At 56.1% G+C, this 17,694-nt stretch carries 20 protein-coding genes, 1 other RNA gene and 1 riboswitch; of the genes, 12 read left to right on the plus strand and 9 right to left on the minus strand.

From position 1 onward, the window contains the following. Position 1 precedes the first annotated feature (1 nt). From GOX61_RS21875 to nudC, 3 genes are read right to left on the minus strand one after another with little or no spacing between them, the layout of a single operon-like run. A complete protein-coding gene (locus GOX61_RS21875; protein WP_170337147.1) occupies positions 2–472 on the minus strand; it encodes a GNAT family N-acetyltransferase in 471 nt (156 codons plus the stop codon). A gap of 36 nt (positions 473–508) precedes the next feature. Continuing rightward, positions 509–976 carry an SRPBCC family protein gene (locus tag GOX61_RS21880; RefSeq protein ID WP_170337149.1) on the minus strand — a complete coding sequence of 156 codons (468 nt, stop codon included), beginning with the start codon at positions 974–976 and terminating at the stop codon, positions 509–511. A 39-nt stretch (positions 977–1,015) separates the two neighbouring features. Further along, positions 1,016–1,999, minus strand: a complete 984-nt coding sequence (gene nudC, locus GOX61_RS21885) for an NAD(+) diphosphatase (protein ID WP_170337151.1) — start codon at positions 1,997–1,999, stop codon at positions 1,016–1,018. Positions 2,000–2,136: 137 nt separating this feature from the next. Between nudC and GOX61_RS21890 the strand changes: the two genes are divergently transcribed. The 3 genes from GOX61_RS21890 (at position 2,137) to rsgA (ending at position 5,403) form a co-directional block, all read left to right on the plus strand. Continuing rightward, positions 2,137–4,062, plus strand: a complete 1,926-nt coding sequence (locus GOX61_RS21890; RefSeq protein WP_367646997.1) for a bifunctional 2',3'-cyclic-nucleotide 2'-phosphodiesterase/3'-nucleotidase — start codon at positions 2,137–2,139, stop codon at positions 4,060–4,062. A gap of 39 nt (positions 4,063–4,101) precedes the next feature. Next, an RNA gene (ffs, locus tag GOX61_RS21895) (signal recognition particle sRNA small type) lies at positions 4,102–4,200 on the plus strand. A gap of 174 nt (positions 4,201–4,374) precedes the next feature. Beyond that, entirely contained in the window at positions 4,375–5,403 is a 1,029-nt protein-coding gene (gene rsgA, locus GOX61_RS21900; protein ID WP_170337153.1) for a ribosome small subunit-dependent GTPase A, read from the plus strand. Between the two features lie 31 nt (positions 5,404–5,434). Here the strand turns inward: rsgA and GOX61_RS21905 are convergent, their stop codons facing one another. After that, a complete protein-coding gene (locus GOX61_RS21905) occupies positions 5,435–6,292 on the minus strand; it encodes an alpha/beta hydrolase family protein (RefSeq protein ID WP_170337155.1) in 858 nt (285 codons plus the stop codon). A gap of 84 nt (positions 6,293–6,376) precedes the next feature. Here GOX61_RS21905 and GOX61_RS21910 point away from each other — a divergent pair, with 84 nt between their 5' ends. Both GOX61_RS21910 and GOX61_RS21915 read left to right on the plus strand, forming a co-directional pair. Next, positions 6,377–6,937 carry a TetR/AcrR family transcriptional regulator gene (locus tag GOX61_RS21910; RefSeq protein ID WP_170337156.1) on the plus strand — a complete coding sequence of 187 codons (561 nt, stop codon included), beginning with the start codon at positions 6,377–6,379 and terminating at the stop codon, positions 6,935–6,937. 48 nt (positions 6,938–6,985) lie between these two features. After that, positions 6,986–7,203: riboswitch (cobalamin riboswitch) on the plus strand. Positions 7,204–7,291: 88 nt separating this feature from the next. Then, positions 7,292–7,699, plus strand: a complete 408-nt coding sequence (locus tag GOX61_RS21915; protein WP_170337158.1) for a hypothetical protein — start codon at positions 7,292–7,294, stop codon at positions 7,697–7,699. Position 7,700: 1 nt separating this feature from the next. On the opposite strand, the gene GOX61_RS21920 is transcribed toward GOX61_RS21915, so the two are convergent. Beyond that, positions 7,701–8,204 carry a protein-tyrosine phosphatase family protein gene (locus GOX61_RS21920; protein ID WP_170337159.1) on the minus strand — a complete coding sequence of 168 codons (504 nt, stop codon included), beginning with the start codon at positions 8,202–8,204 and terminating at the stop codon, positions 7,701–7,703. 173 nt (positions 8,205–8,377) lie between these two features. On the opposite strand from GOX61_RS21920, the gene GOX61_RS21925 reads away from it, so the two are divergent. From GOX61_RS21925 to recR, 3 genes are all read left to right on the plus strand, one after another. Continuing rightward, on the plus strand, positions 8,378–10,141 hold the full coding sequence (locus GOX61_RS21925) for a DNA polymerase III subunit gamma/tau (RefSeq protein ID WP_170337160.1): 1,764 nt from the start codon (positions 8,378–8,380) through the stop codon (positions 10,139–10,141). A gap of 141 nt (positions 10,142–10,282) precedes the next feature. Then, positions 10,283–10,636, plus strand: a complete 354-nt coding sequence (locus GOX61_RS21930; protein WP_155142368.1) for a YbaB/EbfC family nucleoid-associated protein — start codon at positions 10,283–10,285, stop codon at positions 10,634–10,636. A gap of 64 nt (positions 10,637–10,700) precedes the next feature. Next, positions 10,701–11,294, plus strand: coding sequence for a recombination mediator RecR (gene recR / locus GOX61_RS21935; RefSeq protein ID WP_170337162.1), 594 nt, complete (start codon positions 10,701–10,703; stop codon positions 11,292–11,294). A gap of 70 nt (positions 11,295–11,364) precedes the next feature. Here recR and GOX61_RS21940 read toward each other — a convergent pair whose 3' ends face one another. Then, positions 11,365–11,862, minus strand: a complete 498-nt coding sequence (locus GOX61_RS21940) for a lactoylglutathione lyase family protein (protein WP_170335661.1) — start codon at positions 11,860–11,862, stop codon at positions 11,365–11,367. A gap of 197 nt (positions 11,863–12,059) precedes the next feature. On the opposite strand from GOX61_RS21940, the gene GOX61_RS21945 reads away from it, so the two are divergent. Beyond that, a complete protein-coding gene (locus GOX61_RS21945; protein WP_170337163.1) occupies positions 12,060–12,548 on the plus strand; it encodes a hypothetical protein in 489 nt (162 codons plus the stop codon). On the opposite strand, the gene GOX61_RS21950 is transcribed toward GOX61_RS21945, so the two are convergent. After that, on the minus strand, positions 12,545–13,186 hold the full coding sequence (locus GOX61_RS21950) for a ribonuclease T2 family protein (RefSeq protein WP_170337164.1): 642 nt from the start codon (positions 13,184–13,186) through the stop codon (positions 12,545–12,547). The two genes, GOX61_RS21945 and GOX61_RS21950, sit on opposite strands and share 4 nt — an antisense overlap. Before the next feature lie 130 nt (positions 13,187–13,316). Here GOX61_RS21950 and GOX61_RS21955 point away from each other — a divergent pair, with 130 nt between their 5' ends. After that, positions 13,317–14,081: a DUF1013 domain-containing protein gene (locus GOX61_RS21955; protein WP_155142360.1), complete on the plus strand. Its 765-nt coding sequence runs from the start codon at positions 13,317–13,319 to the stop codon at positions 14,079–14,081. Positions 14,082–14,136: 55 nt separating this feature from the next. Then, complete coding sequence (locus GOX61_RS21960) at positions 14,137–14,526, plus strand: hypothetical protein (protein ID WP_170337165.1); 390 nt, start codon at positions 14,137–14,139, stop codon at positions 14,524–14,526. 57 nt (positions 14,527–14,583) lie between these two features. On the opposite strand, the gene GOX61_RS21965 is transcribed toward GOX61_RS21960, so the two are convergent. Beyond that, the gene (locus GOX61_RS21965) at positions 14,584–15,615 is read right to left on the minus strand and encodes a permease (RefSeq protein WP_170337166.1); all 1,032 of its coding nucleotides are present in this window, start codon (positions 15,613–15,615) and stop codon (positions 14,584–14,586) included. Beyond that, a complete protein-coding gene (locus GOX61_RS21970; RefSeq protein ID WP_155142353.1) occupies positions 15,608–15,916 on the minus strand; it encodes an ArsR/SmtB family transcription factor in 309 nt (102 codons plus the stop codon). Before GOX61_RS21970 ends, GOX61_RS21965 begins: the two co-directional genes overlap by 8 nt. A 136-nt stretch (positions 15,917–16,052) precedes the next feature. On the opposite strand from GOX61_RS21970, the gene GOX61_RS21975 reads away from it, so the two are divergent. Continuing rightward, positions 16,053–17,513 carry a PLP-dependent aminotransferase family protein gene (locus tag GOX61_RS21975; protein WP_170337167.1) on the plus strand — a complete coding sequence of 487 codons (1,461 nt, stop codon included), beginning with the start codon at positions 16,053–16,055 and terminating at the stop codon, positions 17,511–17,513. Positions 17,514–17,694: the final 181 nt, after the last annotated feature.

The following is a 17,694-nucleotide window of genomic DNA, read 5'->3' on the forward strand; positions in this document are numbered from 1 at the left end:
GCTATCTGAGCCGAAATGCCTTTGAGATCGCCCCGTCTGACACGCGATAATCCCTGAACCCCATAGCTTCGTAGTAGTTCAGACCCTCAGGGTTGTTTGCACCAATAGTAGCGTCAATGGCCTCAAGGTTGTTAGCCTGCGCAGCTGCATGAGTGCGCTCGAACAGTTGCCTTCCAATGCCACGCCGCGCTGCAGTTGGTCTGATGTGGGTTCCGATCACGCCCCAGCCAACAGGCGCGCCATAAGGATTGTCTTCAATCGCCAGTATCAGCGCCTGAAATCCGAGGATGTTGCCGTCTTCATCTTCGGCAACGGTGCACCGCAAATTGTTTGAGTGGGTAATGTAGTGCACCCGAGCAAACTCTGAATCGCTTGCTGATTGCCGTTTCCCTGCCGCCACAAGCTCTTGCAAAACAGAAGCAATACCTTCCGCGTCTGCTTCATTTGCATTTCGGAATATCAAAGGGCTCATCATATCCTCGCTCTAAATAAGAACGTTTTGCAGACCTCACGCACCGTGCAGGTGTCGTTCCTCCAGCTCTCTGGCGAACTCACCTAACCGAAGTTGAAATTGCCGACGAAAGCGTGATTTTCCGAGTTTCAGAGACTGAAGCAACAAACGTGCAGGCAAAGACTTTGCGGTCAGCGCAATCTCCATACTCATACGCGTTCTGCGTTGCGACAAAGCGAGAAACTCGATCGTCGTCAGACCGTTCAGGCCCTTACTGGTTGTTTCAAACTTCATCACTTCGGGACGCGCGAACTCGCTCATCAAAACCGAAACCTGACGGGGTTTACCACGCACCTTGATTTCCGTTTCCCAAAGCGTGCCAACAGAGACCGGCGAATGCTCGTCCACCCGGCGCACCTCGATCCCGCGTCGCATAGCCATGCGTTCAAAACGTTCGAAATCGGAGACCATTTCAAACACCCGATCAATAGGCGCTTCGATGTCTTCGCGAGCTGAAAATTGCATGTTGGTCTTTGCTTCTCTTGCCTGTGAACCAGTGTTTCCTCAGTCCAGTGTATCCGCAAGCCAGTTTTGCAACAGAAAATGCGCAATAGCACCCTTGCGCGCTGGCAAAAGCAACGGATGCTCACCGGCAAAGGCCTGCATCATTTCGGACTTGCTTACCCACATGGCGTCTTCGATTTCAACAGGATCAATCTTAATATCGCGTGACAAGGCCTCACCGGCGCATCCGAACATCAAAGACGCCGGAAATGGCCAGGGTTGGCTGGCCAAATAGCTGACCGCACCTACCGGAACGCCAGCTTCTTCCATGACCTCACGTCTTACCGCAGCTTCCAATGTTTCGCCTGGCTCTACGAACCCCGCAAGCAGCGAGTACATCCCCTCGGGCCATCCCGGAGAGCGACCCATAAGGACGGAATCCCCATGTGTTATCAACATAATAACAACAGGGTCTGTACGTGGAAAATGCTGGCCTCCACACGAGGGGCAACTCCGCTGCCACCCAGCTTGCGAAACTTCGCTCTGTGCGCCACATCTGGCACAGAACCGGTGCGTCTCATGCCATCCGATCACAGCCTTGGCCGTCGCAGCCAGTTCGGCATCCCGCGGCGAAAGGCGTGTCATGATGCGACGCAGTTCGGCAAATACAACCCCATCCGGCAAATCCGGATGCTGTTGTTCGGTTCGATCAACAAACTCGCCGACTCCGGATAAATCCAGCCCCTCGGCAGCCCATTCCGAGATATCCATGGCGAACATGGGCAAGTCCGCTTCAGACAGCCCAAGGAAAACTGGCGTTTCGATCGCACCACTCGGGCCCTTCTGAACCAGGTCATGCGTCATCGGGACGAAGGCCAAACTGTTCAACGCCTCGCCACTAACCAGAATCTTTCCCCGCCAAAGCAGCAAACAGCGCGCCGACGGGTCGTTCTGAGCGACAGCAAGTCTCTGCGCATCGCTTCGGATAAGGGCCGCCCGGTCAAGACCCGAACCTCCAAAAGTCACCTGTTCAGCGCGTTTCATTCTGGCCCCTCAGCTTTTCGCCAAGGGGTGCCACGGCTTCGGCTCCAGAGCAATGGATATTCGTAGTCCCAAAAAATCAGACATACTCTCGAATAACCGTATGGTTGCTCAAGTATTTACATGTATTCTACTTTTTAGTGCAAACGTTCACTCAATCACCACCAAAAGAAGACAAATTGATCAAGAGTAAAGTTCCTCGCCGAAGCCAGAATCAAACGATCTGTGGGCGCATTCAGATTCTGGCGACATCGGATCTTCATATGAACCTGGCCAGCTTCGACTATTATGCTGATCGCCCAGACCCTGCGGTCGGATTTACTCGAACAGCGACACTTATCCGTACGGCACAGCAACAAGTCAGAGAGAGTGGCGCTCTGACATTGCTGTTCGACAATGGCGATTCTCTGCAAGGGACTCCGTTTGGCGAATGGGCGGCAGAGGAGAAGGGTTCGGAACACCCTTTGATGAAGGCCTTTGGTCTGTTGGGTTATGATGCCATCGGACTCGGCAATCATGATTTCAGCTTTGGCTTGCTCGCGCTAGACAGCATTCTCTCTCAGGCACCCTGCCCTGTGGTTTGCAGCAATATGAAGTACAGCACGGGCGACCAGAGCTGGCAAGAATATGCGATCTTGCGGCGCTCTCTCACAGTCGCCAACCGGGAGTTTCCAATTCAGATCGGAGTATTGTCCGTATTGCCACCGCAAACTGCGCAATGGGAGGCGCATCGCCTGATGGATCAGGTGACAGTGGCCGACATCATGTCATCTGCGCGCAGAACTGCATCCCGGCTACGTCAAATGGGGTGTGATCTGGTCATCGCGCTGGCCCATTCCGGATTGGGACAGTCCGATGCTGCCACGGGGTTGGAAAATGCAGTGATCCCGATGGCCGCGATTGATGAAATAGATGCGATCATCGCTGGCCATACGCATCTGACCTTACCCGGGAAAAACCATGACGAACTGGAGCATGTCGAAAATCACATCGGTCGAATCCATGGCAAACCTGTTGTCATGCCGGGTTTCGCCGGCTCGCACCTGGGCATCATCGATGTTGCCGTCGAACGTGAGCCTTCCGGTCGCTGGCGCATCGTAAACAGCTCAAGCCTGTTGCAGCCAATATGTTCTGCCAATGAGAACTTACCTGTTCCGGAAGACGCTGAATTAAAGAAGGTGTTTTCGCACGGGCATGCGCACACCAGAGCACGTATGGCCGAGTCAGTAGGGCAGACGTCCAAGCCTCTGCACAGCTTTTTCAGCTATTGTGCGCATGATCGGGGGCTGGCCCTGGTTGCCGCGGCACAGGCCGCTGCTCTGCGGCCATTCTTGTCCGGAACCAAGTTTGCCACCCTTCCTGTTTTATCCGCGACAGCACCTTCAAAATTCGGAGGACGCGCTGGCCCTAATCACTATACACATGTGCCGGCAGGTGAAATTTCGATGAGGCATGTGGCAGACCTGCACGTATTTCCGAATGAGCTTCGAGCCATATGTGTCAGTGGGGCCCAACTGCTTGACTGGATCGAGATGTCTGCCGGGATCTTCAATCAGCTCGATAAAAGTCATGAGGCTGAGCTGAATGATCCGCGCCGGGCAGGGCACAACTTCGACGTATTGCACGGCGTGTCTTACGAAATCGATTTGTCGCAACCCGCCCGCTTCAGCGCGGGTGGTCAATTGATCAATCCCACGAATTCGCGAATCTGCAACTTGCGTCATCGCGGCAGTCCGGTGGAGCAGGATCAAGAATTTATCGTAACGCTCAACAACTATAGAGTCAGCGGAGGCGGGCATTTTCCGTTTCCTGAGCGTGTGGAAGCCATCAAGCTTCCTCCATTGCGAATACAGGATATCTTGCGTGACTATCTATCCGGAAAACTGCCTGCTGATCCTCTGGAGAAGGCTCCACGCCCCTTTTCGTTCACCGGCCAGCCGGGATCGCTGGCAATCTTCAGAACCGGGCCGGGCGCCGCGGATTATCTACAAGAACTGGCAGAATACGAACCGCAAATTCTCGATCAGGACCCTGATGGATTTCTCAGGATCAGACTAAGCCTGTGATGGGTTGTCATTGCACTGCCAAATCCCTATATCGGGCTTCGAGAGGTTGGCGCGGGCGAGCGCCTCGCCAACCTGGTCAGGTCCGGAAGGAAGCAGCCACAACGAGTCCCGCTTGGGTCGATGTCCAGCCTCTCACTTACCGCCAATTCGGCGATCAATCCGCAGCCAAAGGAGGGCTTTGATGATTGTAGTACAAATCCCTCAGGCAGTGCGGCGCTGATCTAGCGGACACTTCCGACTGCCTGAACACATCACCCACGGATGCGCGTGCGCCATCTGTGCGGCTTGCTGTTTCTGAACACAGGCAGATCAATGTCCCTTACACTATCGGACCTCGGATGGTCCTCTCACTTTGCCGCGCAATATGCGGCTGATCCAACATACACTCCCTATCGCGTGAGCGCAGTTCACCGTGACCGTCTGATCGGAATGCATCCTGACGGCGAAGCAACATTGCTAAGTAACAACCAATCTACTGGTGATTTTGCTGTCGGTGATTGGGTTGTGGTCGATGAACACATGCGTATCCAACGGCTGCTGGACAGGCGCAGCCTGCTAAAACGCCGGGCCGCAGGCACCGGTGCTGGAATCCAGTTGATTGCGGCCAACGTCGACGTTCTGTTCATCGTCAGTTCCTGTAACGCAGACTTTAACCTGCCTCGGCTGGAACGATATTTGGCGCTTGCCAATCAGGCTGGTTGTTATCCAGTGATCGTACTAACCAAGGCAGACACGTGCGATGATCCAAAAGACTATGTTTCACGCGCAGAATCACTGGCACCCTTTCTGACGGTTGTGCCAGTGAATGCCCTTGATGGCGATGACGTGCGACAGGTCCTGAATTGGTGTCCAAAAGGGCAAACAGCGGCTCTGATCGGCTCATCAGGTGTAGGTAAAACCACACTGACTAACGCAATGACTGGCGCAAACGAAGCCACCGCGGAGATACGTGAAGATGATGCCCATGGACGACACACGACGACCTCGCGCGAGCTGCACCAGATGCGTAACGGCGGTTGGCTGATCGACACCCCCGGTATGCGCGCCCTGCGTCTACTGGATGCTCAAGAAGGGGTCGATGAAGTATTCTCGGATATCGTCGAACTTGCCGAAACCTGTCGCTTTGCGGATTGCAGCCACGAAACCGAACCGGGTTGCGCGATCCAAGAAGCCATCAGCGCCGGCGAGCTCGACCCGGCGCGTCTAGAGCGATGGAGGAAGCTGCGACGCGAGGATCGGCGTAACTCTGAAACAATCGCGCAGTCGCGCGCACGTGACAAAGCCTTTGGGAAAATGGTGCGATCCGTGATGCAGGATAAGAAATCACGCAAACGGTTCTGAAGGAAAGGGCACCGCCATGCGGTGCCCTATTTCACGCGATCAACCGGGGCCAAACCGCAGAGTTGCGACGGGCAAACGCCCCGATGTGCCCCACACCCTTGAGGCCAAAATCGCCGGGCTTCAACAGGTGACGTCTGGCAGCAGGCCCGTAGGCATCTGCAAGTCGCCAAACTGCCTCCGGAGGCACCATCTCATCATCCTCAAATGTAAGAACGTCGACGGGCGCACCTGAACGCGACCAATCCGCTTCGGGCAGTGTAACTCCGGTCTCAGGCAAATAGCTTTGAGGTGCGGTACACCACTTTCGCCACTGCCAATACACTTTTGGCGGCAGGTCAGCACCAAAACCAACCAACTTACCCGGCAGATATCCCTTCAGGCGCACGATCAGGGGAGCGTGACCAAACCAGAACAACATAGCCAATGCACGATATGGCCAGGGATGATCGGATACGGTCACCAGTCCCGAACAGACACAAATCATCCGGTCGATCTGTTCGATTTCCGGCTGGACTGGACCCAACATCCCGCCAACCGAATGACCAATAACCCAGAGCTTGGCATCCGGAAATCTTCTGCGCATCTCAGCACGGGCCGCTGGCATATCGACAAGAGCCCAATCGGCCATGGTCACGTCGCTGTCCTGCAAGCGCCCTGAAAGGGAATGGCCAAAATCGCGGTAGTCGTATGTAAGGCAGGCAATACTCTGTTCGACAGCCAGCCACTGTGCAAAATGCCTGTAGTAATCGCGTGGCACGCCGGTGGCGCTGTTCAGAACTACAACTGTATCAGGCTCGGTCGCAGGCAGGAACAGACGGGCAGACAGCGTCGCTGAACCAGCCGGAAACTGAAAATCCTCGATGAGCGCATTCTGCTGGCTGTCCAACATTGCATCCTCCAACCAAGTCTGGACCAATCAGTCTAATGATTCCATCTGGACCATTTGGTCTAGTGCTGTCAATATCGATGAAAGATGACCAAACGTCCGCTACCAACCCGAGATCGCCTGATCCAGACCGCCGCCGAGCTGTTCCAGCGCTCGGGGTACAACGGCGTTGGGTTGTCCGAATTGCTGGCAGAGGCGCAGGCCCCCAAAGGTTCGCTTTACCATCATTTTCCAAAAGGAAAGTCCGATCTGGCCCTTGCTGCGGCAAGCTGGGCGTCAGATGGGATGCTGGAACTGATCGCGGCCTCTTTCAAAGACGCACGCGACTTTCGCGATGGTATTGAAACCCTGTGCCACAAGATCGCAAAGCTCTTTGACAAATCCGGTCGCTGGGAGACCTGCCCTATATCCGCCACCCTGTTCGAGGGGCCGGAGAACCAACTTTTCAGGGATCACGCATACCGCCTGTACGAAAGCTGGATTGCGCAGGTCCGCGGGCATGCCGAACGCTTTGGCGTCGAGCATCCTCAGGAAACCGCCGATACACTGTTCATTATGCTTCAGGGCGGATGGCAACTGGCCCGCGCGCGTCGAAATTCGGATGTATTGCGCAACCTGCCGAGATTTCTGCCCACCAACGCTCTCTGAAGCTCACCGACCGCGGCGGAATGCAGCTTGACTCAAGCCGACCACAAGCATTAGCGGTTAGGCGATGGTTCTCGTACCGGACTGGTACGGGATGAAAAGGGAACAAGGTGCGGTCCTGCCCGAAACGTTGGAATGGACCTATGCCGCGACTGCCCCCGCAACTGTAGGCGGAGAGCAATGCCGAAATACCACTGGCCAATAGGCTGGGAAGGTCGGCAAAGCGATGACCCGCAAGTCAGGAGACCTGCCATCGGAACTGAAACCGAAACTCGGGCGGGGTGTCCGGGCAGGGTCTGACCGCATCGCGTAGTCCAGCCTGTACCAAGCCCCCGTCTCACGCGCGGAGGGCGCAACATGATCTGGAAGACCGAGACACACGAATTTACAGCTACAGTTTGCCAACGGACAGGCAAAACCTGCCCCGCACTGGCCAGAATGGCCCGTGCCATGGCGCAGGCCATGACGACAGCGGGGCCAGTAGCGACGCGAGAATTCGAAATCGAAGGCAGCAGCGAGCTGACCCATTGCCCGGATGGTTGCACCGCCCGCTTTCGCGCGGGACCTGATCAGATCAGGTTTTTTTGCGGTTCAGATACGTCCGCCGAGACCAACGCGCTGGATGAATATGCAGACATGATGTTTGGCTCAGCAAATACCGCTTTGCCTTCCAGCATTCTTTCCAGTCCACCATATGCGCTACTTGAGGCCAATGCGCTCGTCCCAAGGCAAAATGTCGATATCAGCCAGCACGCGGCTGCATGATTCAGTGCTCAAGCTGCGGCTGAGCCGCCGATATCGCCCAGTTTAGCTGATCATCAGTTTCAACTGCACATGGCCGCACCTTGCGTAACCTCTGGAGTGCGTTTTCGGGTCTTTCACCGCATTCGATCATCAGGCGAAGCACTATCATCCCCGATCGTCCGCAGCCACCGCGGCAATGAACCAGTACCCGTCCTCCGCCCGAGAGTGCATGTCGAGCTGCTGCGCTGGTCTCGGCCCACAGCTCATTGATTTCTGGTGACGGCGCACCGAAGTCGGTCACTGGCAAATGCGCCCATCGACTAGCCCGGCTTTGAATATCGCTGCCGAAATCACCTGCGCCGAGCTGCACCATCTCGGCCTCAGTAGTCATCGAAATGACAAGACCTGGCTTCCAGTTCGCTATCAGATCCAAATCGCCGGAATAGTCGCCGTCTTTGCCGGGTATCGACGTCAGCGCGAGCGTGCCATTTCCAACCTGCAGAGCATAGATCACCAGCTGAGACACAAATTACTCCTCCCAAGAAATGGCATGCAACAGAACTCAGTTTTTCGAAATCGGTTCGGCCAGCTTATGCGCATCGGCTGGTATTCCCAAACGAAATTCGTGGCTGTGCGCTGTGGACGTAAGCCGCGTGGACAACTACGCTGCATCCTTGATACGAATCCGCCAGAGCAGACATGACCGACACACCCAGCCCCGCCTATCAGGTTCTAGCCCGAAAATACCGCCCGGAAACCTTTGCTGATCTCGTCGGCCAGGATGCCATGGTGCGCACGCTGAAAAACGCGTTCGAGGCCGACCGGATCGCGCAGGCCTTTATCATGACCGGCATTCGCGGAACGGGCAAAACGACCACCGCGCGGATCATCGCAAAGGGCATGAACTGCATTGGCCCCGATGGCAATGGCGGACCAACGACTGAACCTTGCGGGAAATGCGAACACTGCGTTGCGATCATGGAAGGCCGCCATGTCGACGTGATGGAAATGGACGCCGCAAGTCGGACCGGCGTCAATGATATCCGGGAAATCATCGACAGCGTGCGCTACCGCGCTGCCAGTGCCCGCTACAAGATTTACATCATCGACGAAGTTCACATGCTCTCGACCAGTGCATTCAACGCGCTGCTCAAGACGCTCGAGGAACCACCCGAGCATGTAAAGTTCATCTTTGCGACGACCGAAATTCGCAAGGTCCCGGTCACCGTTCTTTCCCGGTGTCAGCGCTTCGATCTGAGACGTATCGAGCCAGAAGACATGATTGGCCTGCTGAAAAAAATTGCCGGGTCAGAAAACGCTCAGATCGCCGAAGATGCACTGGCCTTGATCACCCGTGCTGCAGAAGGTTCCGCGCGCGATGCGACGTCACTACTGGATCAGGCGATTTCGCACGGCGCTGGCGAAACCAGTGCGGATCAGGTTCGCGCAATGCTGGGCCTTGCGGATCGGGGGCGGGTTCTTGATCTGATTGACATGATCCTGCGCGGCGATGCGGCAAGTGCACTGACTGAGCTTGGCGCCCAATATGCCGAAGGGGCGGATCCGCTGGCGGTACTGAGGGATCTGGCCGAAATCACTCATTGGGTTTCCGTCGTTAAAATCACACCGGACGCGGCCGAAGACCCAACCGTTTCGCCAGACGAACGCGCACGTGGCCAGCAAATGGCCGAAGCCCTGCCGATGCGGGTGCTGACGCGCATGTGGCAAATGCTCTTGAAAGCGCTCGAGGAAGTTGCCGCCGCGCCCAATGCAATGATGGCAGCGGAGATGGCTGTCATCCGTCTGACCCATGTCGCCGACCTGCCAAGCCCCGAAGAACTGATTAAACGGCTGCAGGATGCTCCTCCACCGCCAGTTGGTGGGCCGGGTGGTGGCGTACCGGTGCCTAACAATGGTGCCCCGGTTGCGCAAGCACACACCCCCGCGACACCTGCCTATGCATCGCCACCGCGTGGCAACGGCGGCGCGCCTTCAGCCGCGTTAGCGCAGGATGTTCAGGCAGCGTTGGCGCGCTATCCGAGCTTCGAGCATGTGGTCGAACTGATCCGGTCGAACCGGGATGTCAAATTGCTGGTCGAGGTGGAAAATGGGGTTCGGCTGGTATCCTACCAACCCGGCCGAATAGAATTCACGCCAGCATCGCAAGCACCTGCCGATCTTGCCGCCAGGCTAGGATCGTCTCTGCAACGCTGGACCGGCAATCGCTGGGCTGTTTCCATTGTATCCGACGGAGAGGCACCGACAATCGCCGAACTGAGGGATGCGGCAGAACTGGCTCTGAAAACAGAGGCAGAGGCTCACCCTCTGGTACAGGCGGTCCTTGCACAATTTCCCAAGGCGAAGATCACCAAGATCGAAACCCCCGAACAACGTGCAGCTCAGGTCGAAACCGAAGCGCTGCCCGAGGTCGAAGACGAATGGGACCCGTTCGAGGAAGATTGAGACCCAGACCTGGTGTTCGCAAGCAGCAGGGCCCATTGCCATGCAAAACGCCTTAACAGTGGGCGGGAGGCGCGCTGGCCTCTTGTGTCGCTCAGTCGGCATCCGTATTTAGGCGTCAAACCGATTTACAGGAGATTACCGATGCTCAAAGGACTCGGCGGCCTTGGCGGTCTGGGCGACATGGCTAAGATGATGAAATCCGCGCAGGATCTGCAGACCAAGATGACCGAAATGCAGGAAGAGCTGAACAACATCATGGTTGTTGGTGAATCCGGCGCCGGCCTGGTGAAGGCGACCGCTTCTGCCAAGGGTGAGCTGAAAGGTCTGGACATCGACCCGTCCATCTTTAACGGCGACGACAAGGAAGTGGTCGAGGATCTGATCCTGGCTGCGATCAAGGACGCTCAATCCAAAGCGACCGAACGTTCGCAGGAAGAAATGAGCAAGCTGACCGAAAGCATGGGTTTGCCCGCAGACATCAAGCTGCCGTTCTGATAGACACTCCTGACGACCCAAAGGCCGGGCACCCCTGCCCGGCCCTTTTGCAGGAGCGCAAGCCGTGAGCTCGAACAGCGACATCGACAATCTGATCGACCTGATGGCAAAACTGCCGGGCCTCGGGCCACGCTCGGCCCGTCGTGCAGTCCTGCATCTGATCCGCAAACGCGCCCTTCTGCTCACCCCCCTCTCGGACGCGATGCAACAAGTGGCCGTCACTGCGCGTGAATGCCTGAATTGCGGCAATGTGGGCACCACCGATATCTGTGATATCTGCGATAGCGAAGACCGCGCGACCGGAGAGCTCTGTGTGGTCGAGGACGTCGCTGATCTCTGGGCGATGGAGCGAGCCGGGGTATTCAAAGGCCGCTATCACGTTCTGGGCGGAACTCTTTCTGCACTGGACGGCGTCGGACCGGACGAATTGCGCATCCCCCGCCTCAAGGACCGGGTTCTGGCCGAGGGGGTTTCCGAAGTCATTCTGGCGCTGAACGCCACCGTAGATGGCCAGACCACCGCCCACTACATCGCGGACCAATTGGAGGGTCAGGTGCGCCTGACTTCACTGGCACAGGGTGTACCGATTGGCGGAGAGCTGGATTATCTGGATGACGGGACGATTACTGCTGCGCTGAGGGCGCGGAAAGAGCTCTGAGCATTGCAATAAGACAGCAAACGGAACGCGTTCGCCTGTTCCGGTTGCACACCAGTCTCTCTTCTATTTGTTAGGTGTAAGCGCCCGACGAATAGGTCAATTCATACGAATGGCTGTAAATCTCGAAGACGATGCCAAAAGGGTCTTCAACGTAGACCATACGATAGGGTTTCTCTCCGGGATAATAGTATCGGATCGGCATCCGTTGTTTGCCACCTGCTGCAACAATTTTTTCTACTAGGCCTTCAACATCCGGGTCCTGGACGCAAAAATGGAACGTGCCATTCTGGCGAAAGTCGATATTGTTTTCCGGTACATAGTTCCCGTGAAATTCAAAAAGCTCGAACCCGATGCGATCAGCGGTCGCCAGATGCGCAATACGCAGTTTTTTCCATTCCGGGCCAAACACATCAGTGCACATAACACCGATATCCGTATCATCCTCTACCACGTCTGTTGGCGGCATGATTACGTAAAAACCAAGGACTTCGGAATAGAACTTTACAGCCTCGTCAACGTTTGGGACTGACAAGCCGATGTGAGAGAATGTTCTTGGATGTTGCGGCATGGTTTGCTCCTTGGTTTATGGAGCGAAAACTATTGTGCCACTGCCTGGTTTCAAGCGCCTGCCCGGCGCGACATAGCCGGGTTCCGCCCTGCACATAGGTCTTCTTTCTCGACCGTATTATCCGAGATTGGTCTTTGCCTCCTGCATGCGACGTGTACTATGCCTGTGACCCTATCCATTTGATATTGGAAACAGTTATGACCCGCCTTCTCGCCATCACATTCGCCGCCTTCACCGCAACTGCCGCTCTTTCACAAGAACTCATCGACAAGGGATTTGTCGAAGGCTGGAACATCATGATGGATCCCGCGCTTGGGAACGGGTGCCTGATCCAGACGATCTATCAGGATCTCTCGGTGGTGCGCTTGGGCTATGACGCGCTGGACAATCGCGGGTATTTCACCGTCTACAACAAGGCTTGGGGCGATATTGAGCCAGGGCAGAGCTACCCGATCCGGTTCGAGTTGGACGGCAAGAGCTTTGACGCCACCGCCATCGGATTCAAACAGGACCGTGTGCCGGGCGCGACGGTATTCTTCACCGACCGGAATTTCGTCAATGCGATTGCGCAGAACAAGACGATGACCGTTTTCAACCCGGCGGGTGAACGTGTGATGGCAATCGACCTCAAAGGCACTGCCAAGGCGCTGGACTACGCACGCGATTGCCAAAACAAGAAGCTCTAACGAATCGGATCGAACAGCGCATCCTTGGCCGTGCAGTCGCGGATGACATCGCGGCCGCAGGGTACCGGCTCAAGGTCGCGCGAGAGGCATAGACGGACCTCCTCGATATAGCCTTGCTTACAGGTGATCGTGATCATGTCGCGCTCCAAATCCGGGTTGGATTTCAGAAACGCGTCCTCGACAACCGATGCCGGAAGTTTGACCGACGTGTCCAGCTGACGGAACACGGGCGGGCGTTCGACGCCCAGATAGGCCTGACGAGACAGGGCAAAATAGTCGGTTGCGCTGAGACCGGAGCATGTACCGTGTTTCTTCCACTGATGCCAGGCAAGACCGGAACTTCCCTGAATGTCTTCCATTTCCCGCGTCATGCGCCGGGTTGGCGGCGCCTCGGACGTACGACAGAACGCAGGCCAGCCTTGGTGGTATTGCGGCCAGAGACCGTGCAGGATCCAACCGTGATCATGCCGGTCGTCGCATTGATCAGATCCTCGCGCATCCCCTTCACGGGCGCACCAGTTGGGTGACCAGCTCAGCGACAGGACATAGTAGTCGAACTGGCCAGCCTTTTCGCCATCTGCCAGCGCAGACATTGCGCTAAACGCCCCTAAAATGAGCCCGCAAAACACCTGACGCATTCGCCTCTTCCCTTCTTGCTTTGGCGCGACTATATACAGCCCAAGTTCCCCGACAACGGAAACCTGCCCCAAAACCACGGGGCCGCCGAATTCCGGCGACGGGACAGATGTATTTATAGGAGACGGGCTGATGGCAAAACCGCTTATGGCCAAGGCAACAGCCGTATGGCTGGTGGACAACACCACGATCAGCTTCAAGCAGATCGCGGATTTCGTGGGCATGCACGAGCTTGAGGTGCAAGGCATCGCAGACGGTGATGTGGCCGCTGGCGTGAAAGGCTTCGACCCGATTGCCAACAACCAGCTGACGCAGGAAGAGATTGACTCCGCGCAGGGCAACCCGCTGCACAAGCTGAAGCTCAAGTTCAACCCGTCGGCCGCTGGTGAAGAAAAGCGTCGTGGCCCGCGTTATACTCCGCTGTCCAAGCGTCAGGACCGTCCGAACTCGATCCTGTGGCTGGTCAAGTTCCACCCGGAACTGAGCGACGGTCAGATCGCCAAGTTGGTAGGCACAACCAAGCCGACCATCCAGTCGATCCGTGAGCGCACACATTGGAACATCGCCAACATGCAGCCCATCGATCCGGTTGCTCTGGGCCTGTGTAAGCAGTCCGAGCTGGACGCGGTTGTTCAAAAGGCTGCTGCCAAGAAAGCTGCCGAAGGTGGCGTGATGAGCGATGATGAACGTCGTCGTCTGGTATCCACCGAGCAATCGCTCGAGATGGATGCAGCGCCGAAAATCCCGACCGCGATCGAAGGCCTAGAGACATTCTCGCTATCTGAGGACAGTGACGAAGAACAAAAGGACGATGAACCGATCATCGATGCCGACAGCTTCTTCAACCTGCCTAAAGGCGGCGGCGAAGAAGACGAAGAAGACGATCTGCGCAACTAACGCGTTATGTGGCTCTGATCTTTCCAGGTCGGAGCCATTTTTTCACAGGATTGCCATGCTGAACATTCTGTCTGCGATCTTTGGCCCGCATCGCGCCGTTTCGATCTATGCATTCGTCAAGACCAAAGGGCTTGCCATAGCTGGCGGTCTGGGATTGATCGTGATCGCGGTTGGTTTGCTGGTGCTGAATGATGACGGCAAGCATGAGCATGATGCATTCATGACCGTCGATGTTCTCACAGCCACTCCGATCAACGGTGATCTCAAGAATGGCGTCATTGCTTCGGTCAGGCTGCCGGACGGCACAGCAACTTCGATAACCGCTACCGAAGCACCCATTGCGCAATCGGTTGGAACCAGCGCCTGTATCGAAAAACGGGTTTACGTTGAAAGCGGCGAGCCCCGCTATCGGTTCAAACTGCCGCGTTATTGCGAAGCGAGCTAAGTCAAAACCGCTACCAATGAAGAACGCCCGGCGCATCCGCCGGGCGTTCTTTTACTCTCAGATCATCTGGAACAGAATTCCAGCCACGATCGCGCCAGAGATGCCAAGCCCCAGATAGGTCGCAAACACCCTAGGTTTGACCAGGGACCAGACCGCGGCCATTGCCGGGATGGAGCTGACAGCGCCTGCCACCATGAAGGACATAGCAGCGCCTGCACTCATGCCCTGTTCCATCAGACCAGCCAGCAAGGGCGGCGCGACATAGGAGTTGAGGTAAGCAGGCATCCCAACCAGCGCAGCGATCACGATTGGAACAAGGCCTTCACCTCCGACAACTCTTGCGATCAGGTCCGCCGGAACGTAGCTGACAAGCAGAGCTTCAAGCACATAGGCCAGTGCAAGCCACTTGAGCAGGAACAGTCCGTTGTGCACAAACTCACTCCGGAAACGTGCACGACGTTCGGGTTCTTGCCAGAACTTCCAGTGTGGTTTGTCATCCTTTTTCGGACCACAGCCGCAACAACCGGCAGGTTTGTACACGCGCAGCGGCTGGGCAAAGGCACCCTGACGCATCAGAAAGCGCACGACAAATCCGCCAAACAATCCCAATGCTACCGCCGCGATTGCTTTGCCGATTGCAAACGGCCACCCCAGCGCACCAGCGGTGATGAGCAAGGTTGGCGGGTCAATCAAAGGTGAACTGAGCCAAAAGGCCATAACGGCAGACAACGGCGCCCCTAGCGCAAGTAAGCCGGCGATGAACGGAATGACTTCACAGGAACAGAACGGTGCGAGCCCGCCAAAAAGAGCAGCCAGGAAAATCATCCGCGTTTCCCGTCCCTCAAAAGCCCGCGCGACCATAACCTCGGCGCCGGTGGCCTTGAGGTAAGAGAGTAGCAGTACGGCAAACAGAATGTACTGACCCGTATGTGCCAGTGCCTTGCCCGCAAAGGTCACGACCTCGGTCCAGTTGCCGGGATCAAGAACCGCTACCGCAGCAAGAATTGCGACGATCAATGCCCATGGTGTCTTGAGCAGGTCCAGGACACTCTTGGACATCGCTCTTGGGTTTTGCGTTAACTCAGCCATCGTTTGCGGCCTTTCCCACTTCGTCGGCGCAGCATTCGCTCAGGATGAACTGTGCCAGATTTCTCAGTTCGTCAAAGCAGGCACGATTGATCGTGCTGCGTCCGACTTTTTCTTGTTCAACAACACCACCTGCCGCCAAGAACCGCAGATGATGGGCCAGTGTTGATGGTGCGATACCCGTTCGGCTTTGGATCTCGCCGACGGTCAGGCCCGTTTGCCCGGCACGCACCAGTGTCTTGAGGACCTGCAGCCTGGCTTCTGAACCCATGGCCGAAAATCCCGCGGCGGCTGTTTCCCACATTGCATTTCTCCATTAAACTAGATTTATGGTTTAATAGTTATTTTAAATTCCAATGTCAACGAACCGCTCAAAGATTTCTCAGACTTTCGGGTTAAGTCCAGATTGCCCCCAACATAAGTCCACCCTATAACGAGGCATGGGGATTTCGGTCGATACATTCTTTCTAAAGCCTGATGGTCAAGGCACCTTGCAGGCACAAATCCAACAGATGATAGCCGAAGGCATCCTGTCGGGGCGCTTTCATGTAGGTGAAAAGCTGCCCTCGTCACGAAAATTGGCGGCACATCTGGGTGTCAGCAGGATCACCGTCACCTTGGCCTATACCGAGCTGCTGGCTAACGACTATCTGACCGCCAAGGGACGGTCTGGGTACTATGTTTCCCAAAATGCACCGGTACCTCCCAAGTACACGCCGTTGCAACGCGGTGAGGAAACAGTCGACTGGACCAGAACACTGGCCCGTCAGTTTTCGGACGGCGATGTCTTGTCCAAGCCGTTGGATTGGCGCGACTATCGTTATCCGTTCATCTATGGCCAGGCAGACCGGAGCCTGTTCGATCATGCCAACTGGCGCCTTTGCGCCGTTCGGGCACTGGGTCACAAAGATTTCGATTCACTGACCGGGGACTACGTGGATCAGGATGATCCATTGTTGGTTGAGTTCATCGCCCGCCACACGCTGCCAAGACGTGGAATTGCCGCCCGGCCCGAAGAAATCCTGATCACGTTGGGCGCACAAAATGCGCTCTGGCTGGCGTCCCGGATCCTGTTGGATCGCGGTCGCAAAGCCGCAATCGAAGATCCCTGTTACTATGCTTTGCGCGAGTTGTTGCACCGGTCGAATTGCGAAACGACCGCGTTGCGTGTGGACAAGGACGGGTTGCCGCCGGATGACATCCCGGATGGAACCGACGTCATTTTCACGACGCCCAGCCATCAGTGTCCTACCACATCGACCATGCCTGTGGATCGCCGACACGACCTACTGAAACGCGCGCGCGATCTGGACGCAATGATTGTCGAAGACGACTATGAATTTGAGATGGCCTTTTTGGGCGCACCGTCGCCGGCATTGAAATCGCTCGACCGGGATGGTCGGGTGGTCTACGTAGGCAGTTTTTCAAAGTCACTGTTTCCCGGATTGCGGTTAGGCTACATGGTTGGTTCCGAGCCATTCATTCGTGAAGCCAGAGCGCTACGGTCACTGGTTCTGCGCCATCCGCCGGGCCACATTCAACGGACAGCTGCCTATTTCTTGTCCCTCGGTCACTACGATGCACAGATTCGCCGTATGTCCAAAGCGCTGCTGGAAAGGCGTAAAACAATCGAAGAAGCCATCGCTGAGCACAAGCTGACGGTTGCAGGTCGGGGTGTCTTTGGTGGTTCTTCGATCTGGATGAAAGCGCCTGAGCACATAGACACAACGCGACTTGCCAAAACCCTGCAGAAACAGAGCGTTCATATCGAACCAGGTGAGCCTTTTTTCTCAGGCCCGAACAAGCCAGCGAACTTCTATCGGCTGGGATATTCCTCGATAGCGCCCGATCGTATCCACCCCGGAATCAAACAGATCGCATCGGCCATTCGCTCAGCATAAGCCCAGCTCTGGATATATCCCGCCGCTCCGACTGGCCCTAACCCCGCGCGCACCCATCGGTCAAAACCGACTCCAAGCCAAGGCAGTACGCCTGAGAGCTTCCACTTTAGCTTGGAGAGCATCCCGATGAAGATGACGACAGAAGAGGCCTTTGTTAAGGTATTGCAGATGCATGGTATTG

It is taken from the genome of Ruegeria arenilitoris (genome assembly GCF_013030265.1).
GTDB classification, from domain to species: Bacteria; Pseudomonadota; Alphaproteobacteria; order Rhodobacterales; family Rhodobacteraceae; genus Ruegeria; species Ruegeria arenilitoris_E.

What these genes read in the sequence shown, in the direction of transcription:
- GOX61_RS21875 (WP_170337147.1), bottom strand. Translation starts at nt 472, where the DNA reads ATGAGCCCTTTGATATTCCGAAATGCAAATGAAGCAGACGCGGAAGGT.
- GOX61_RS21880 (WP_170337149.1), bottom strand. Translation starts at nt 976, where the DNA reads ATGCAATTTTCAGCTCGCGAAGACATCGAAGCGCCTATTGATCGGGTG.
- nudC (WP_170337151.1), bottom strand. Translation starts at nt 1,999, where the DNA reads ATGAAACGCGCTGAACAGGTGACTTTTGGAGGTTCGGGTCTTGACCGG.
- rsgA (WP_170337153.1), top strand. Translation starts at nt 4,375, where the DNA reads ATGTCCCTTACACTATCGGACCTCGGATGGTCCTCTCACTTTGCCGCG.
- GOX61_RS21905 (WP_170337155.1), bottom strand. Translation starts at nt 6,292, where the DNA reads ATGTTGGACAGCCAGCAGAATGCGCTCATCGAGGATTTTCAGTTTCCG.
- GOX61_RS21910 (WP_170337156.1), top strand. Translation starts at nt 6,377, where the DNA reads ATGACCAAACGTCCGCTACCAACCCGAGATCGCCTGATCCAGACCGCC.
- GOX61_RS21915 (WP_170337158.1), top strand. Translation starts at nt 7,292, where the DNA reads ATGATCTGGAAGACCGAGACACACGAATTTACAGCTACAGTTTGCCAA.
- GOX61_RS21925 (WP_170337160.1), top strand. Translation starts at nt 8,378, where the DNA reads ATGACCGACACACCCAGCCCCGCCTATCAGGTTCTAGCCCGAAAATAC.
- GOX61_RS21930 (WP_155142368.1), top strand. Translation starts at nt 10,283, where the DNA reads ATGCTCAAAGGACTCGGCGGCCTTGGCGGTCTGGGCGACATGGCTAAG.
- GOX61_RS21940 (WP_170335661.1), bottom strand. Translation starts at nt 11,862, where the DNA reads ATGCCGCAACATCCAAGAACATTCTCTCACATCGGCTTGTCAGTCCCA.
- GOX61_RS21945 (WP_170337163.1), top strand. Translation starts at nt 12,060, where the DNA reads ATGACCCGCCTTCTCGCCATCACATTCGCCGCCTTCACCGCAACTGCC.
- GOX61_RS21950 (WP_170337164.1), bottom strand. Translation starts at nt 13,186, where the DNA reads ATGCGTCAGGTGTTTTGCGGGCTCATTTTAGGGGCGTTTAGCGCAATG.
- GOX61_RS21955 (WP_155142360.1), top strand. Translation starts at nt 13,317, where the DNA reads ATGGCAAAACCGCTTATGGCCAAGGCAACAGCCGTATGGCTGGTGGAC.
- GOX61_RS21960 (WP_170337165.1), top strand. Translation starts at nt 14,137, where the DNA reads ATGCTGAACATTCTGTCTGCGATCTTTGGCCCGCATCGCGCCGTTTCG.
- GOX61_RS21965 (WP_170337166.1), bottom strand. Translation starts at nt 15,615, where the DNA reads ATGGCTGAGTTAACGCAAAACCCAAGAGCGATGTCCAAGAGTGTCCTG.
- GOX61_RS21970 (WP_155142353.1), bottom strand. Translation starts at nt 15,916, where the DNA reads ATGTGGGAAACAGCCGCCGCGGGATTTTCGGCCATGGGTTCAGAAGCC.
- GOX61_RS21975 (WP_170337167.1), top strand. Translation starts at nt 16,053, where the DNA reads ATGGGGATTTCGGTCGATACATTCTTTCTAAAGCCTGATGGTCAAGGC.